Genomic DNA, 15,937 nt, shown 5'->3' with positions numbered 1-15,937 from the left:
ACCACACGCCGGTCGGCCGCCCGGTTCCGCCGCGGCAACGGTGCGGTCTCGGTCTGCCGTCGTCACTGGCTTCCGCAGGGTCTGCACCGTTAGCCTGGCCGCATGTCCGACCTGCGCCTGGAAGAACTCTCCGCGAAGACCGCTGCCGCGGCCAACTCCCTGACGCTCAAGCCGGGCCAGGAACAGTTCGTGCAGCCGACCACCTACGGGGTCGCCGAGTCCGACGTCAAGCCGAGCTCCGCGTGGACCCGTGTCGTCCTCGACGACGACGAGGTCCTCGGCCTGATCATCGGTTCGTTCGACGCCGACAACGCGCAGGAAGAGCTGCGCAGCTGCATCTGGCGCGTCAACGTGGCGGCGAGCGCGCAGGGCCGGGGCGTCGGTCGCTTCGCCGTGCACGGTCTGGCGGACGAGGCACGCAGCCGCGGGTTCGAGCGACTGACGGTCGTGTACGAGCCGGGCGGCGACGACAGCCCCGAGGCGTTCTTCCGCGCCGTGGGCTTCGAGGTCGTGCGCGAGACCCAGTACGGCGACCACTTCGCGGTCCTGACGCTCTAGCGCGCTCCGACGACGTGCCCTCCGACGATGCCGCTGTCGACTTCGGCGCCGCCGTCGCCGAGGTGGTGCGGATGATCCCGCCGGGTCACGTCATGACGTACGGCGACGTCGCCGCAGCCCTCGGGTCGCGGGCGTCGCGTGCCGTCGGCAAGGTGATGGCGCACGAGGGCGCCGACTTGCCGTGGTGGCGCGTGGTGCGCGCGGGTGGGCACCCGCCGCTGCACCACGAGGCCCGTGCGCTCGAGCACTACCGCGTCGAGGGGACGCCGCTCGTGCAGGGGACGACGGCCTGGAGGCTCGACATGCGTCGTGCGCGCTGGTCACCCGCCACGGACGCGGACGACCCGTTCTGATCCCCGGCCGCGCAGGCCGGCCCGCCAGGGTGCACCGTCAGGGTTCACCGTCAGCGGTCGAAGCGCGCACCCTTCGGGTTCGCGGGCAGCAGGCACAGCACGTACACGATGAGTGAGCCGAGGCCCGGCAGCACGTGCAGGAACTGCCAGAAGCCGGACAGGTTGGCGTCGTGCAGCCGTCGGGCGCCGAGGGCGAGGGAGCCGATGAGCGTCGCGAGCACCCACAGCATGAACAGGTACGAGCCGACGGGGTTCTCGAGCACCGGGGTGTCCGGCGTGAACACCTGCGGCACGAGCTGCAGCACGAGCCCGATCGCGAACGACGTCAGCCACCACCACCAGAACTCGGCGCGCGATGCCCGTCCGGTGAACACGGTGTACTTCCGCCAGAACCGTCGGACGGCCTCGGTGAAGGGGGCACCGTAGAAGGGGTCGTGCAGGGCGACGCCGCCGGGCTGCACCACGCTGTCGTTGCTCATGGAGCAAGCCAACCACGTGGTGCAGCCCGACCGGGGCCTAGACGAGCGAGTCGCGCCAGGCCGCGTGCAGCTGGGCGAACCGCCCGGTGCCGGCGATGAGGTCGGCGGGGGTGCCGTCCTCGACGATCCGGCCGTGTTCCATCACGAGCACCCGGTGGGCGATCGCGACGGTGGACAGCCGGTGCGCGATGATCACCGCGGTGCGGTCGGCGAGCAGGGTCTCCAGGCCCTCCTGCACGAGTCGCTCCGAGGGGATGTCGAGCGACGCCGTGGCCTCGTCGAGGATGAGCACCTTCGGGTCCGCGATGAAGGCCCGCGCGAACGAGAGCAGCTGCCGCTGACCCGCCGAGACACGGCCACCGCGCTTGTTCACGTCGGTGTCGTACCCGTCGGGCAGCGCCATGATGAACTCGTGCGCGCCGACGGCCTTGGCCGACGCCTCGATCTCCTCACGCGACGCACCGGGCTTGCCGAGCGCGATGTTGTCCGCGACGGTGCCGGAGAACAGGTACGCCTCTTGTGTGACCATGACGATCGCGCGGCGCATGTCCTTCGTGTCGAGGTCGCGCAGGTCCACACCGTCGAGCTTGACCGAGCCCTGGGTCGGGTCGTAGAAGCGCGCCATGAGCTTGGCGAGCGTCGACTTGCCGGCACCGGTGGACCCGACGAGGGCGATCGTCTGCCCCGACGGGATGTGCAGGTCGAACTCCGGCAGCACGACCTTGCCCTTGTTGTAGGCGAAGACGACGTCGTCGAAGTCCATCTTCCCGGTGGCGTCCGCCAGACGGGTGGGCTTCACGGGGTCCGGCACACTCGGCCGTTCCTCGAGGACACCGGAGATCTTCTCCATCGCCGCCGAGGCCGACTGGTACCCGTTGTAGAACATCGCGAGTTCCTGCGCCGGGTCGAAGAAGCGCTTGGCGTACAGCGCGACCGCGAGCAGCGCACCGACCTCGAGCGTCCCGCCGACGATCCGGAAACCACCGACGATGACGACCGCGGCGAGCGTGGCGTTGCCGATGAGCACGAGCACCGGGTCGAAGGTCCCGAACAGGTTGAACACCTTCGTGTTCGCCACCCGGTAGTCCTCGACGTAGCCGCCGTACTCGTCACGGTTGCGGGACTCCTTGCGGAACGCCTGCACCGCCCGGATGCCCGTCATCGTCTCGACGAAGTGCACGATGACGCGCGCCGAGGTGACACGGGTGGAGCGGAACAGCGTCTGCGAGTTCGTCTGGAACCAGCGGATCAGGAACCAGAGCGGCACGAGCGACACCGCGAGCACGAGCCCGGATGTCGGGTCGAGCAGCACCAGGGCCACGGCGGTGAACGCCATGTACAGCACGCCCTGGATGAGCTGGTTCAACCCGGAGTCGAGCAGCTCGCGGATCGAGTCGAGGTCACTCGTCTGGCGCGAGATGATCCGGCCGGACGTGTAGGTCTCGTGGAACTCGAGCGAGAGCCGCTGCGTGTGCAGGAACACCCGCTTGCGCAGGTCGAACAGGATCGCCTGGCTGATCCGTGCCGCGAGCACCGTGTACCAGGCGGTGAGCACCGCGCCGAGGACGGCCACGACGATGTACGTCGCGACGACGCCGAACGCCGGCACCCAGTCGTTCTGGTCGATCACCGCGGGCAGGGCGTTGTCGATGCCCCACGCGATGAGCGCCGGCCCCGCGACGGTACCGGCGGTCGAGACCACGACCACGATGCCGAGCAGCACCAGCCGGAGCTTCAGCGGTGCGGCGAGGGACCCGAGCAGGGCGAGGGACCGACGCCGCAGGCGCTTGCTCTCGGCCTTCGTAAAGTCCTCACGCTCCTCGCCGCGCACGCCCATGGTGGTGATCGAGGCGGTGACGGGGGCGGCAGCCTGCTCGTCCGGAGCTTCCTGCGGGACGGACGCCGTTCCTCCCGGCAGGTTCTGGTCGGTCTGCTGGCTCATGCCATCGCCTCCTGTCGTGCGGTCGCGTCGTCGTCGTCGAGCGACGAGATGACGTAGCGGTAGTGCTCGTTGGTGGCCATCAGGTCGTGGTGGGTCCCGACGGCCGTGACGACGCCGTTCTCCATCAGGGCGACCCGGTCGGCCAGCGTCACCGTCGACGGACGGTGCGCCACGATGAGCGACGTGGTGTCGGCGAGCACGCGTCGCAGGCCCGCCTCGACCCGCGCCTCGGTGTCGACGTCGAGCGCCGACAGCGGGTCGTCGAGCACGAGCACCGACGGCCGCGCAGCGATCGCGCGGGCGAGTGCCAGGCGCTGGCGCTGGCCGCCGGACAGCGACAGCCCCTCTTCACCGACCCGGGTGTCGACGCCGTCGGGCAGGTCGTCCACGAAGGACGCCTGCGCGATGTCGAGCGCCTCGCGCATGAGCGCCTCGGCCTCGGCACCCTGCACGTCCGGTCGACCGAGCAGCACGTTCTCACGCACGGTCGACGAGAACAGGGTGGCGTCCTCGAACGCGACGCCGACGTGCCGGCGCAGCTCTTCGCGGGTGAGGTCGCGGATGTCGACCCCGTCGATCGTCACCGAACCGCCGGTCACGTCGTACAGACGCGGCACGAGCGAGAGCAGCGTCGTCTTGCCGCAGCCGGTCAGCCCGACGAGCGCCATGGTCTCGCCCGGCTGCAGCTGCAGTTCGACGCCGTTGATCAGGTCCGGGTACTGCGGTGCGGAGTCCTGGTACCGGAAGTGCACGCCGTTGAACGACAGCGCACCGTGCGGCTCCGCGATCGTCTTCGGGTGCTCCGGGTCCGTGATGGTGTTCTCGGAGTCCATGACCTCGAAGAAGCGGTCGACCGCCGTGCGGGTGTCGAACGTCATCGAGAGCAGGAAGCCGATCGACTCGATCGGGAACCGCAGCACCGTCGCCGTCGCGAAGAACGCGAACAGCTGTCCGACGCTGAGCTGCCCCTGCGATGCGAGCCAGATGCCGGCGAGCAGGCACAGCGCGAACGCGACGTCCGGCACGAGCAGCAGCCACAGCCAGATGCCGGCGATGGCCTTCGCCTTCTTGATCTCGGTGCCGCGCAGGGCCTCGGCCTGCTCGCTGAACTCCTCGAGCTTGGCGCCGCCGCGACCGAACGCCTTGAGCACGCGGATGCCGTGCACCGACTGCTCGACGCTCGTGGCGAGGTCACCGACCTGGTCCTGGCTGCGGCGTGCGACGGCGGAGTACCGGCGCTCGAACAGCAGGCCGTTGATCCACAGCGGGATCGACGCGATCAAGAAGATCAGCCCGAGGATCCACCCGAAGGTGAACAGCACGACGAAGCCGACGACGATCGTCACGATGTTCACGACGAGCAGGACGACGCCGAAGGCCAGCCAGCGCCGGATCAGCGACAGGTCCGACACGGATCGGGACAGCAGCTGCCCGGACTCCCAGCGGTCGTGGAACGCGACCGGCAGGTCCTGCAGCTTCGCGTAGAGCGAGTTGCGCATGCTGGTCTCGATGCGGGTCGAGGGGCGCATCACCAGCCGGCGGCGCGAGGCGATGAAGAACGCCTCGAGCACACCGAGGGCGAGCACCCCGAGCCCGGCGGGCCAGATCTGTGCCGAGTCGCGCGACGACAGCGGACCGTCGACGAGCCACTGCAGCACGTAGGGGATTGCGAGCGCCACCAGGGAGGCTCCCATCGCTGCGGCCATGCCGCCGATGAGGCGCCCCTGGTAGGGCTTCACGTAGGGGTAGATCCGCGCGATCGCGCGGAAGGTGGACGGGCGCGCCGTGGTGGGCGACTTGGACATGCGTTGCGTCCTCATGCGTCTGCCGGGTCCCCGGGTCGCGCTGCGCGGTGCGTGCTCGCTGCTTGCTTGCTTGCTTGCTTGCTTGCTTGCTTGCTTGCTTGCTTGCTTGCTTGCTTGCTTGCTTGCTTGCTTGCTTGCTCGCGTCGCGCGGCTTCGGCCTGGAGGCTCGGTGTGGCGTTGCGTGGTGATCATCGGCCGGGCGCGTGGTCGCGTCTCCGCCGTCACTCGCGTGACGTCGGTCGGGCCGGAGGCACCGAGGGACAGTCGTCCCCCGGGTTCAGGCGGGTGGTTCGCGGACGCCGGTGGTGCTGCGTCGCGGGGCCGTGGGAACGGCCCGACTAGACGGCGGCCGCGGCGCGGGGCCGCGGTGCGATCAGGGATCGCCGTGCGGGAGTGGTCCCCACGACGGACACGAGACCTGCACGGGCGGCCGTCGCCACGGTTCCGGTCATGTTGTCCATCGTCACTCCAGTCGTCGTCTTCGTCACCGTTGTGTCCGCGGTGCCGCCGGTCCCGAGGGATCGTCGGCTGCCTGCCGCGGAGCCTTACAGACTATTCACAGTGACTCACGGCGCGCAATGGTTCGCCACCGATTGTTCACATCAGTGGAAGAAGTGGCGCTCGCTCGTGAAGTACATCGTGACGCCGGCGGCCTTCGCCGCGGCGATGACCTCGTCGTCGCGGACACTGCCGCCGGGCTGCGCCACAGCACGGACACCGGCGTCGAGCAGCACCTGCAGGCCGTCGGCGAACGGGAAGAACGCGTCCGACGCCGCGACGCTGCCGGTCGCACGGTCACCCGCACGGTTCACCGCGAGGTGGCAGGAGTCGACCCGGTTGACCTGGCCCATGCCGACACCGACGCTCGCGCCCTGGTTCGCCAGCAGGATGGCGTTCGACTTCACCGAACGGCTCGCCTTCCACGCGAAGGCCAGGTCGGCGAGGGTCTGCTCGTCGGCGGGCTCGCCGGCGACGAGGGTCCAGGTGGCCTGGTCGAAGCCCGTGAAGCGGTCGGCGTCCTGCACCAGGAAGCCGCCGGAGATCTGCTTGACCTCGCGGTCGGCGAGCGCGAAGTCGGCCGGCAGCGTGAGCAGGCGGATGTTCTTCTTGCGCGACAGGATCTCGAGCGCCTCGGGGTCGAACCCGGGGGCGACGACGACCTCGGTGAAGATGTCCTTCACGGTCTCGGCCATGGCCACGGTGACCGGGCGGTTCGCGGCGATGACCCCACCGAACGCCGAGAGCGGGTCGCAGGCGTGCGCGGCGGCGTGGGCCGAGGCGATCGGGTCGGCGGCGTCGGCCGGGGCGATCGCGATGCCGCACGGGTTGGCGTGCTTGATGACCGCGACGGCGGGCTCGTCGAAGTCGAAGGCCGCACGGACCGCTGCGTCGGCGTCGACGTAGTTGTTGTACGACATCTCCTTGCCGTGCAGCTGCGTCGCCTGCGCGATGCCGGTGCCGTCCGACGTCGTGTAGAGCGCCGCGGCCTGGTGGGCGTTCTCGCCGTAGCGCAAGGTCGCCGACAGCTCGGCCTCGACCGTCAGGTGCTCGTCGAACGCACCGGGGGTCCGGATGTCGCCGGTGGTCGTCGGGGCCGCAGCGGCGGTGACGACGTCGCTCGCGAAGTAGGACGCCACCGCGGTGTCGTAGGCGGCGGTGTGCGCGAAGGCCTGGGCGGCGAGGCGCTTCCGGAGCTCGAGCGTGGTTCCGCCGGCACGGACGGCCTCGACGACCTCGGGGTAGGACGCCGGGGAGACGACGATCGCCACGTTCGGGTGGTTCTTCGCCGAGGCACGGACCATCGCGGGGCCGCCGATGTCGACGTTCTCGACCACGGTCGCGGTGTCGGCACCCGACGCCACGGTCTCGACGAACGGGTAGAGGTTCACGACGACGAGCTCGAACGGCGCGATGTCGAGGTCGGCGAGCTGCTGCTCGTGCGACTCGAGCCGCAGATCGGCGAGCAGGCCGGCGTGCACCGACGGGTGCAGCGTCTTCACGCGACCGTCGAGGGACTCGGGGAACCCGGTGACGCTCGCGACGTCGGTGACGGCGTAGCCCGCGTCGCGGATGGTCTGGGCGGTGGAGCCGGTCGACACGATCTCGACCCGGGAGTCGGCCAGTGCGCCGGCGAGCTCGAGCAGGCCGGACTTGTCGCTCACCGAGATGAGTGCACGGCGGACCGGGACCACGTCACGGTCGCGGTAGAGGCTGGGGTCGGCTGCGTGCACGCTCATGCGCTCGGGGTGCCCTTCAGGTCGGTGGTGCCGTTGGCGATGTCGAGGATGGTCTGGATGAGCAGGCGGCGCTCGACCGGCTTGATGCGGTCGTGCAGCGTCGACTCGGTGTCGCCCGGCAGCACCGGGATGCGCTCCTGCGCGAGGATCGGCCCCGTGTCGACGCCGTCGTCGACCGCGATGACGCTCGCACCGGTCTCGGTGACCCCGGCGGCCAGGGCGTCCCGCACGCCGTGGGCGCCGGGGAACTCGGGCAGGTACGCCGGGTGGGTGTTGATGATCCCCGGGGCGAACTCGGACACCACGGCCGGGGGCAGCAGGCGCATCAGGCCGGAGAGCACGAGCAGGTCGGGCGACCACGGGCGGATCTGCTCCGCCAGGGCCTGGCCCCACTCGGCGCGGGAGTCGTAGCGGGTGAAGGGCACCGTGAAGGTCGGGATCGAGAACTCCTCGCCCAGGCCGAGACCCTCGGCGTCACGGTCGGCACCGATGGCGACGACACGGGCGGGGTACTCGGCGTCGAAGGTCGCTTCGAGCAGGGCTCGGAGGTTCGACCCGGTACCGGAGATCAGGACGACCAGTTCGAGCACGGCACCAACCCTACCGGCAGGCACGCACGCGACGGGCGCTGTTACCGGTCGTCCTTCGGCTGCCGCCACCAGGGCAGCTCGTCCTCGGGGATCTGGTCGGTGACGTCCCACTTCGCCGGGCGGGACGGCTCCGCCGGCTTCGAGGCGGGCGCTCGGGTGTCGGGCGCGACGTCCACGCGGTCCGCCTCGGCCGTTTCGTCCACGTCGTCGCCGCCGGCCACGAACTCCTCGGTGCTCCACGGGAACGCGGGCTGGGCGTCGGTCGGCACCGGAGCGGGTGCGGGGGCTGCGGGCCGCTCGGGGCTGGGCTGCTCCGGCTCGGCGTCGGAGCCGGTCACGCGGTCGCGGAGTGCACCGGCTCGACCTCGGACCCCTTCGGCCGCGCCGGCCAGACGGTCGCGGAGGCCACCCAGCGCTGCTCGTCCGGCACTGCGGCGCTCCGGGTCGGGCTCGGCGGCCAGACGGTCGGCGGCCACCGCGTCGGTCTTCGCCCAGTCGGGGAGCTCGACGTCGTGGTCGGTGTCGCCGGCACGCGGTGCGACGGGCGCGGGTGCAGAGGCAGGCCGTGCGGGCGCGGAGGCGGGTCGTGCGGGTGCGGAGGCGGGCTCGCTGCCGATCGGCGCGCTGCCGACCGGCTCACTGCTGACCGGCTCGGTCGCGTGTTCGGTCGTCGCGCGGGGCCGTGCAGCGGTCGACCCGTCGTGGGACTCCTCGACCACGAAGCGGTGCACGTCGGTGGTGCGCCCGGCGCCGGCCTGGTCGAGCGCGGCGAGCAGGGACCCCTCGCCGACGTCGACCCCGGCGCGCGCCGTGTCGTGGGCATCGTCGGGTTCGTCGGCCTCGGTCCAGCGCTCCCGCGTCCATCCGCGGTCCGGCAGCCGGACCAGGTCACTGCCCGCGGCGAGGGCGATGATCGCCGGCAGGCCGACCTCGAGTGCGGCGAACCCGCCGACCGCGAGGGCGTGCGGACCGACGTCGGCAAGGCGCCCGGGGCCGAACGAACCGGAGGACACCCAGGCGATGAGCCCCGTGAGCACTCCGGCCACGAGTCCTGCGACGACACCGCCGAGCGCACGGTGCAGCGCGGAGTCCGCGGCGCCCAGGGCCCGCACCAACCGCGGCCGCATCGAGCCGCCGATCGCGAACCCGGCGATGACCGGCACGAGGATCCAGACGAGCCCGAAGGTGTGACCAGAGGTCGGCAGCGCGCCGAAGACCGGCAGCCCGGGGATCGGGCCCAGGGTCGTGGCGATCGGGGACACGCTCGACCCGGTGCCGATGGCGAACCCGGGGCCGATCAACCACGAGGTGGCCCACCCGACGAAGTCCGGCAGGAACGCGAGCTGCCCGACGGTGAGCGCGACGCCGCCGATGACCCCGGCGTGCGACTGCTCGTACAGGGTGATGACCTCGGCGAACGAGGTGAAGAGGAGCAGGCCGACCAGCACCGCGGCCACCCCGACCACCACGGCGGTCGCGGCGGTCCCGGCGCGCAGGCCGAACCCGGCGACGGTCCGCCAGACGGCGGGGATGCGGTCGACCAGGTCGATGACCCGCTGGGTGCCGGCGTCGGCGGGCAGGTCACGGCGACGACGGCAGACCTCGGAGGCGGCGAGTGCAGGGATCCCGAACCAGAGCGCCGGCAGCACCACGGCCTGCCAGAGCGTGGGGCGGGTGGCAGCCGAGGTCGACGACAGTGCGACGGCCAGACCGAGGAGCGCGACGACGGCGGTCCCGACCAGCAGCCCGGTGGTGCGGTGCTCGGTCTCCGCGAACCGACGTCCGGCGCGGGCGCCGAGCCAGGCCGTCACGACCGCGAACCCCAGGGCCGCCAGGGTCACGTGGATGGGGTCGGCTGCGCCGCTGACCCCGGTGCTCTTGGCGAGTGCGGACCCGAGCAGGAACGAGACGTCGACGCCGTGCCCGACGAGCCAGACGCTGCCGGTGGCCTTCCAGAACACGTCCCAGTCGACCTGCAGGCCGTACTCGAACCCCCAGAGCAGCGTCAGGGGCACGAGGGCGATCCCGATGCCGACGCCGACCGTCACGACCGCCTCGATCGCGGCGAGCAGAGCGGTTCCCAGGCGGTTCATCGCAGCGAGGATACGTGCCCCTCGCGCGGCCGCCCCGGAGCCGCGCGGCTGCCGACGCAAAACACCGGTGTTCGCAGGACGAACACGCGCAGGACGCGGTTCAACCGACGAACACCGGTGTTTTGCGGAACGGGCTGGTCGCTAGCGAGCGGCGACGACCTCGCGCAGCAGCGCGGCGGTCTCGGACGGCGTCTTGCCGACCTTGACGCCGGCGGCCTCGAGCGCCTGCTTCTTCGCCTCGGCGGTACCGGCCGAACCGGACACGATCGCGCCGGCGTGGCCCATCGTCTTGCCCTCGGGAGCGGTGAAGCCCGCGACGTAGCCGACGACGGGCTTCGTGACGTGCGCCTTGATGAACTCGGCCGCACGCTCTTCCGCGTCGCCACCGATCTCACCGATCATCACGATGGCCTCGGTCTCGGGGTCGGCCTCGAACGCGGCGAGCGCATCGATGTGCGTGGTGCCGATGACCGGGTCGCCGCCGATGCCGATGGCGGTCGAGAAGCCGAGGTCTCGGAGCTCGTACATCATCTGGTAGGTCAGGGTGCCGGACTTCGAGACGAGCCCGATCGGGCCCTTGCCGGTGATCGTCGCCGGGGTGATGCCGACGAGGGACTCCCCCGGGGTGATGATGCCCGGGCAGTTCGGCCCGATGATCCGGGTCGTGCCGCCCTTCGCCTTGGCGTGCGCCCAGAACTCGGCCGAGTCCTGCACGGGGATGCCCTCGGTGATGACGACGACGAGCGGGATCTCGGCGTCGATGGCCTCCATCACCGCGTCCTTCGCGAACGCCGGCGGGACGAAGACGATCGAGACGTCGGCACCGGTGGTGTCGATGGCCTCGCGCACCGAGCCGAAGACCGGCAGCGACACGTCGCCGTGGGTGACGGTGGTGCCGGCCTTGCGGGCGTTCACGCCGCCGACGACGTTCGTGCCGGCCTTGAGCATCAGGGCGGTGTGCTTCGTGCCCTCGCCACCGGTGATGCCCTGGACGATGACCTTGGAGTCCTTGTTGAGGAAGATCGACATGGTCAGTCCCTTCAGGCCGCTGCGGCGGCGAGTTCGGCGGCCTTCTCGGCCGCATCGTCCATGGTCGCGGCGACGGTGACGAGCGGGTGCGCTGCCTCCGCCAGGATCCGACGACCCTCTTCCACGTTGTTGCCGTCGAGGCGCACGACGAGCGGCTTGGTGGCCGCGTCGCCGAGGATGCCGAGCGCGGCGACGATGCCGTTCGCGACGGCGTCGCACGCGGTGATGCCGCCGAAGACGTTCACGAAGACGCTCTTCACCTGCGGGTCGCCGAGGATGACGTCGAGGCCGTTGGCCATGACCTCGGCCGAGGCGCCGCCGCCGATGTCGAGGAAGTTGGCGGGCTTCACGCCGCCGTGGCGCTCACCGGCGTAGGCGACGACGTCGAGCGTCGACATGACGAGCCCCGCGCCGTTGCCGATGACGCCGACCTGGCCGTCGAGCTTGACGTAGTTCAGCCCGTGGGCCTTCGCCTTGGCCTCGAGCGGGTCCTCGCTGGCGGTGTCCTCGAGGTCCTTGTGGCCCTCGTGGCGGAAGTCGGCGTTCTCGTCGAGCGAGACCTTGCCGTCGAGTGCCAGGATCTGGCCGTCGCCGGTGCGGACGAGGGGGTTCACCTCGACGAGGGTCGCGTCCTCGCCCTTGTAGACGTCGTAGAGCTTGACGAAGACGTCGGCGACGGCGTCCTGCAGCTCCGATGGGAAGTTCGCCTGCCGAGCGATCTCGAGCGCGGCGGCCTTGTCGATGCCCGTCAGCGGGTCGACCTCGACCCGGGCGAGCGCCTCGGGCTTCTCGACGGCGAGCTGCTCGATCTCCATGCCGCCCTCGACGCTGGTGAGCGAGAGGTAGGAGCGGTTGGCCCGGTCGAGCAGCACGGAGAAGTAGAACTCCTCGGCGATGTCCGCACCCTGGGCGACCATGACGCGCTGGACGGTGTGGCCCTTGATGTCGAGGCCGAGGATGGCCTGCGCGTGCTCGAACGCCTCGTCCGGGGTCTTCGCGACCTTCACGCCGCCGGCCTTGCCGCGACCGCCGACCTTCACCTGCGCCTTGACGACCACGACGCCACCGATCTTCTCGGCCGCCGCCTTCGCCTGCTCGGGGGTGTCGGCGATGATCCCCTGCAACACGGGGACGCCGTAGGACTCGAAGAGGTCCCTGGCCTGATACTCGAAAAGATCCACGCTGTTCTTCTTCCCGCACGGTTCGTGCGATCGGCATCGGTTTCCCGGTCGCGCACTCCACATCGAGGGTCGCTCGATGTCGAGACAACGGCCGCCACGCAGCCTAGCGCTGCTCGGTGGACGGCCGGTGCACGTCGGGGCACACCCGAGTACAAGCCGATCGGGACCGGGCACCGGGACGCGCGTGAGCCGCTGCGCGCACCGCTGGGACCGGCCCGAGCTGGCGCTCGGCACTGTGGATCGGTGCAACCCGAACTCCGTACCCGCGCCACCGAGGTCTTCGGCTGGAAGCTCCGCCCCGACCAGGAGTCCGTCATCGACGCGGTGCTCGAGGGCCGCGACGCCCTGGCGGTCATGCCCACCGGATCCGGGAAGTCCGCGATCTACCAGGTCGCCGGCCTCGGACTGGACGGCCTCGTCGTGGTCGTCTCCCCGCTCGTGGCGCTGCAGGAGGACCAGGTGGTCGGGCTCGAGCACCATCCCGACGCCCCCCGCGCCGTCGCCCTGAACGCCACGAAGAAGGCACGGGACGTCGCCGACGCGTGGGACGCCGTCGCCGCGGGCGAGGTCGGCTACGTGTTCCTGGCCCCCGAGCAGCTGGTGAAGGACGACGTGCTCGAGCGACTCCGCGACGCCGGGGTCGCGCTGGTCGCCGTCGACGAGGCGCACTGCATCTCGTCGTGGGGTCATGACTTCCGACCGGACTACCTGGCGCTCGGCGAGGTCGCGGAGCGCCTGGGCCGACCGCCGGTGCTCGCCCTGACCGCGACGGGCTCCGCTCCGGTCCGGGACGACATCGTCGAGCGGCTCGGCATGCGCGACCCGTTCGTGCTCGCCTCGGGGTTCGACCGTCCCGGTATCCGGCTCGAGGTGGTGCGGCACGCCGAGGACGCCGAGAAGCGCCAGGCCGTGGTCGACCAGGTCGCCGAGCTCGACGGGCCGACCGTCGTCTACGTCGCCACCCGCGCGGCGACGACGGAGTACGCCGACGCCCTCGCCGCCCGCGGTCGTCGTGCGCAGCCGTACCACGCCGGCATGCGGGTGGCGGAGCGCGAGGCCGTGCACACCGGGTTCCTGGACGGCGACGTCGACGTGGTGGTCGCGACGAGTGCCTTCGGCATGGGCATCGACAAGCCCGACGTCCGGTACGTCGTGCACGCCGACGTCCCCGAGTCGATCGACGCCTACTACCAGGAGATCGGGCGGGCCGGGCGGGATGCCGAACCGGCCGGCGCCACCCTGCACTACCGCGCCGAGGACTTCGGCCTGCGCACGTTCTTCGCGTCCGGCTCGCCGCGGCCCGCCTCGGTCCGGGCCGTGTTCGACGCCGTCCCGGCGACCGGCTCGATCGCCCGCTCCGCGCTGGTGGAAGCCTCCGGCCTGTCGGCCCGCACCGCCGGTCGAGCACTCAACGCCCTGCTCGACGCCGGCGCCCTGCGCGACGACGTGGACGGTGTCTCCCGGGTGCCGGACGGCCCGCAGGACGCCGACCGTGCCGCACGTGCGACAGCCGACCGTGCCGCCGAACGGGAACGGGTCGAGGAGTCCCGCATCGCGATGATGCGCCAGCTCGCCGAGACGACCGGGTGCCGCCGGCAGTTCCTGCTCGGCTACTTCGGCGACGAGCTGCCGGAGCCGTGCGGCAACTGCGACACCTGCTCGTCCGGCACGGCCCGTGAGGCCTCCGCCCACGTCGCCGACGGTGCGAACGACGAAGCGTGGCCGCCGGACGCCCGCGTCGAGCACGCCGAGTGGGGCACGGGCGTGGTGATGAGCACGGAAGAGGACCGCATCACGGTGTTCTTCGAGTCCGCCGGCTACCGCACCCTCGCACTCGCCGACGTCGAGGAACGCGACCTGCTCGAACGCGTCTGACAGCGGCACGGACGAAGCGCACCGGCGCCCGGCGCACGGGCCCGGACGACCCGGGCGGGGAAGGCGCGGTCGCTCGACCACCCGTCGGCGACCGCGCTCCACTCCCCCGAGCATCGGCGATGCTGCCGTGGCGGTGTGACCGGAAGGTGACGCCCGGGTGAACACGACACGAAACCGGACGGCCGCCAAGCGCCGGCGGGTAGGCAGGAAGCCCGCAACGGAAAGGAACCACCATGAGCGACCCCGGCATCAGCCCCGTCGACGACTTCGAGTCCCAGCAGCGTCGCGACGACGACATCGACCGTGAGCACGTCGGCCCGTACGAGGTGGACGAGGCCGAGGAGTCCCTCGAGACGGTGACGAACGACGCGGTCGCCGGCGAGACGGTGGAGCCGCAGCCCGGTGACGGTTCCGACGACGGTCCGACCGGCGGGTCCCCGCGCGAGGGCTCGCCCGACCTGTGGGAGCACGAGAACGAGCAGGACGAGGACCGCGCCGACCTCGGCAACGACCTCGGCACGAAGCCGCTCTGAGCGCTGATCTCTGAGCTGATCAGGCTCCCCCGGGACACGGCTCGGTAGCATCGGGCCGTGTTCCGACGAGTCCGCTCCAGCGTCCGCAGCATGCCCTCGGCAGCGCGGCTGCTGGCGGTCGCGGCGATGCTGCTGGTCGCCGCCGCGGCACACCTCGCCGCCCGCTCGGAGCCCGGTGGCCGCTGGGTCCCGCTCCTCGTCGTCGGCGTCGTCGGTGCGGTCGTCACCGGATCACCGACCCGCCTCTGGCCGCTCCCCGCGATCTGGCTCGTCGCGACGCTCCTCGCCCTCACCGGTGACGCACCCGTCGACGCCTCGTATACACTGGTCGCCCTGGTCGTCGGCGCCGTCGCGCTCCTGGCGGCGATCGCCGCGGACCTGTGGCCCGTCCTGCGGGCGCGACGCCGACGGGGTGCGGCGTGACCACCCCACGGCCTGGAGGCGCGACACACGACCCGCGCCGTGCCTCCCGTCCGCCTGCTGGTCGCGTCCACGACCGTCACCTGCGTCGGTTCCTCGCCGACAGCACTCCCGTGGCCGCGGGCGGCCGCGCCATCCTGCTGCAGATCGCCGACCCGGTCGTCGCGGCCGGTGTCCGGCGGCACTCGGACTTCGCCCGGCGACCCCAGCAGCGGCTCGCCCACACCCTGATGTTCGTCTACGCCGTCGTCATCGGGACGGAGACCGACTCGGCGACCGCAGCGGGCTTCGTCAACCGTGCGCACCAGCCCGTCGCCGGCGCCGACGACGTCGACCGGCAGCTCTGGGTGGCCGCGACCCTGTTCGACTCCGCGCGGCGGGCGCACGACCTGTTCGGCACACGCGTCTCCGCGGCCCGCGCCGAGCAGGTCCTCGCCGCCTACGCTCCGATCGCCACCGCACTGCGGGTGCCGCCGGAGCGTTGGCCGACCTCGGTGGCGGCGTTCGACCGGTACTGGCAGCGGACGCTGGAGGGGCTCGAGGTCACCGACGACGCCCGCGGGGTCGTCCGCGACCTGCTGCACCCGCGGTTCGCGCCGCTGTGGGTGCGGGCGGCGATGCCCCTCGTCCGCATCGTGACCGTGGGGATGCTGCCGGAACGGGTGCGAACGGCGTACGGCTTCGCGTGGGGGCCGCGGGAGGAACGGCGCTTCCGGCGCACCGTCCGGGTGGTGGCCGGGGTGCGGGCGCTGGTGCCGGGGGCCCTGCTGCGGCTGCCGGGGCCGTTGCTGCTGCGGGCGATGCGGCGGACCGCGGAGCGGTACGCCACGGTACGGTAGCGG

General features: G+C 71.6%; 14 protein-coding genes. 6 read left to right on the top strand and 8 right to left on the bottom strand.

Translation table 11 applies throughout. The features are described 5' to 3' along the window. The first annotated feature begins 102 nt into the window (after window positions 1-102). Together DEJ12_RS03355 and DEJ12_RS03350 are read left to right on the top strand one after the other, a co-directional pair. Window positions 103-558, top strand: coding sequence for a GNAT family N-acetyltransferase (locus DEJ12_RS03355; protein ID WP_027466669.1), 456 nt, complete (start codon window positions 103-105; stop codon window positions 556-558). A gap of 14 nt (window positions 559-572) precedes the next feature. Continuing rightward, window positions 573-911 (top strand): MGMT family protein, encoded by a 339-nt coding sequence (locus tag DEJ12_RS03350; RefSeq protein ID WP_111029015.1) that lies wholly within the window; start codon window positions 573-575, stop codon window positions 909-911. A 50-nt stretch (window positions 912-961) separates the two neighbouring features. On the opposite strand, the gene DEJ12_RS03345 is transcribed toward DEJ12_RS03350, so the two are convergent. From DEJ12_RS03345 to sucC, 8 genes are all read right to left on the bottom strand, one after another. Beyond that, a complete protein-coding gene (locus DEJ12_RS03345; RefSeq protein ID WP_110863162.1) occupies window positions 962-1,390 on the bottom strand; it encodes a DUF805 domain-containing protein in 429 nt (142 codons plus the stop codon). 37 nt (window positions 1,391-1,427) lie between these two features. Continuing rightward, on the bottom strand, window positions 1,428-3,227 hold the full coding sequence (locus DEJ12_RS03340) for an ABC transporter ATP-binding protein (RefSeq protein WP_111029108.1): 1,800 nt from the start codon (window positions 3,225-3,227) through the stop codon (window positions 1,428-1,430). Window positions 3,228-3,328: 101 nt separating this feature from the next. Beyond that, window positions 3,329-5,137: an ABC transporter ATP-binding protein gene (locus tag DEJ12_RS03335; protein WP_027466673.1), complete on the bottom strand. Its 1,809-nt coding sequence runs from the start codon at window positions 5,135-5,137 to the stop codon at window positions 3,329-3,331. 602 nt (window positions 5,138-5,739) lie between these two features. Further along, a complete protein-coding gene (gene purH / locus DEJ12_RS03330) occupies window positions 5,740-7,374 on the bottom strand; it encodes a bifunctional phosphoribosylaminoimidazolecarboxamide formyltransferase/IMP cyclohydrolase (protein WP_111029014.1) in 1,635 nt (544 codons plus the stop codon). Continuing rightward, the gene (gene purN / locus DEJ12_RS03325; protein ID WP_071404669.1) at window positions 7,371-7,964 is read right to left on the bottom strand and encodes a phosphoribosylglycinamide formyltransferase; all 594 of its coding nucleotides are present in this window, start codon (window positions 7,962-7,964) and stop codon (window positions 7,371-7,373) included. Before purN ends, purH begins: the two co-directional genes overlap by 4 nt. A 41-nt stretch (window positions 7,965-8,005) precedes the next feature. Beyond that, complete coding sequence (locus DEJ12_RS17930; protein ID WP_181433173.1) at window positions 8,006-10,057, bottom strand: DUF6350 family protein; 2,052 nt, start codon at window positions 10,055-10,057, stop codon at window positions 8,006-8,008. Between the two features lie 141 nt (window positions 10,058-10,198). Then, the gene (gene sucD / locus DEJ12_RS03315) at window positions 10,199-11,086 is read right to left on the bottom strand and encodes a succinate--CoA ligase subunit alpha (RefSeq protein ID WP_071404667.1); all 888 of its coding nucleotides are present in this window, start codon (window positions 11,084-11,086) and stop codon (window positions 10,199-10,201) included. An 11-nt stretch (window positions 11,087-11,097) separates the two neighbouring features. Continuing rightward, complete coding sequence (gene sucC / locus DEJ12_RS03310) at window positions 11,098-12,267, bottom strand: ADP-forming succinate--CoA ligase subunit beta (RefSeq protein ID WP_111024796.1); 1,170 nt, start codon at window positions 12,265-12,267, stop codon at window positions 11,098-11,100. A gap of 243 nt (window positions 12,268-12,510) precedes the next feature. On the opposite strand from sucC, the gene DEJ12_RS03305 reads away from it, so the two are divergent. From DEJ12_RS03305 to DEJ12_RS03290, 4 genes are all read left to right on the top strand, one after another. Beyond that, window positions 12,511-14,142, top strand: a complete 1,632-nt coding sequence (locus DEJ12_RS03305; RefSeq protein WP_111029013.1) for a RecQ family ATP-dependent DNA helicase — start codon at window positions 12,511-12,513, stop codon at window positions 14,140-14,142. 233 nt (window positions 14,143-14,375) lie between these two features. After that, the gene (locus DEJ12_RS03300; RefSeq protein WP_035809242.1) at window positions 14,376-14,675 is read left to right on the top strand and encodes a hypothetical protein; all 300 of its coding nucleotides are present in this window, start codon (window positions 14,376-14,378) and stop codon (window positions 14,673-14,675) included. A gap of 57 nt (window positions 14,676-14,732) precedes the next feature. After that, complete coding sequence (locus tag DEJ12_RS03295; protein ID WP_146245604.1) at window positions 14,733-15,098, top strand: hypothetical protein; 366 nt, start codon at window positions 14,733-14,735, stop codon at window positions 15,096-15,098. Further along, entirely contained in the window at window positions 15,095-15,934 is an 840-nt protein-coding gene (locus DEJ12_RS03290) for an oxygenase MpaB family protein (RefSeq protein ID WP_181433174.1), read from the top strand. Before DEJ12_RS03295 ends, DEJ12_RS03290 begins: the two co-directional genes overlap by 4 nt. Window positions 15,935-15,937: the final 3 nt, after the last annotated feature.

Source organism: Curtobacterium sp. MCLR17_059 (assembly GCF_003234665.1).
Taxonomy (GTDB): Bacteria; Actinomycetota; Actinomycetes; order Actinomycetales; family Microbacteriaceae; genus Curtobacterium; species Curtobacterium flaccumfaciens.
This window is presented reverse-complemented; position numbering and strand designations above follow the sequence as displayed.

Coding starts and splice junctions, on each gene's coding strand:
- DEJ12_RS03355 (WP_027466669.1), top strand. CDS start 103: ATGTCCGACCTGCGCCTGGAAGAACTCTCCGCGAAGACCGCTGCCGCG.
- DEJ12_RS03345 (WP_110863162.1), bottom strand. CDS start 1,390: ATGAGCAACGACAGCGTGGTGCAGCCCGGCGGCGTCGCCCTGCACGAC.
- DEJ12_RS03340 (WP_111029108.1), bottom strand. CDS start 3,227: ATGGGCGTGCGCGGCGAGGAGCGTGAGGACTTTACGAAGGCCGAGAGC.
- DEJ12_RS03335 (WP_027466673.1), bottom strand. CDS start 5,137: ATGTCCAAGTCGCCCACCACGGCGCGCCCGTCCACCTTCCGCGCGATC.
- purH (WP_111029014.1), bottom strand. CDS start 7,374: ATGAGCGTGCACGCAGCCGACCCCAGCCTCTACCGCGACCGTGACGTG.
- DEJ12_RS17930 (WP_181433173.1), bottom strand. CDS start 10,057: ATGAACCGCCTGGGAACCGCTCTGCTCGCCGCGATCGAGGCGGTCGTG.
- sucD (WP_071404667.1), bottom strand. CDS start 11,086: ATGTCGATCTTCCTCAACAAGGACTCCAAGGTCATCGTCCAGGGCATC.
- DEJ12_RS03300 (WP_035809242.1), top strand. CDS start 14,376: ATGAGCGACCCCGGCATCAGCCCCGTCGACGACTTCGAGTCCCAGCAG.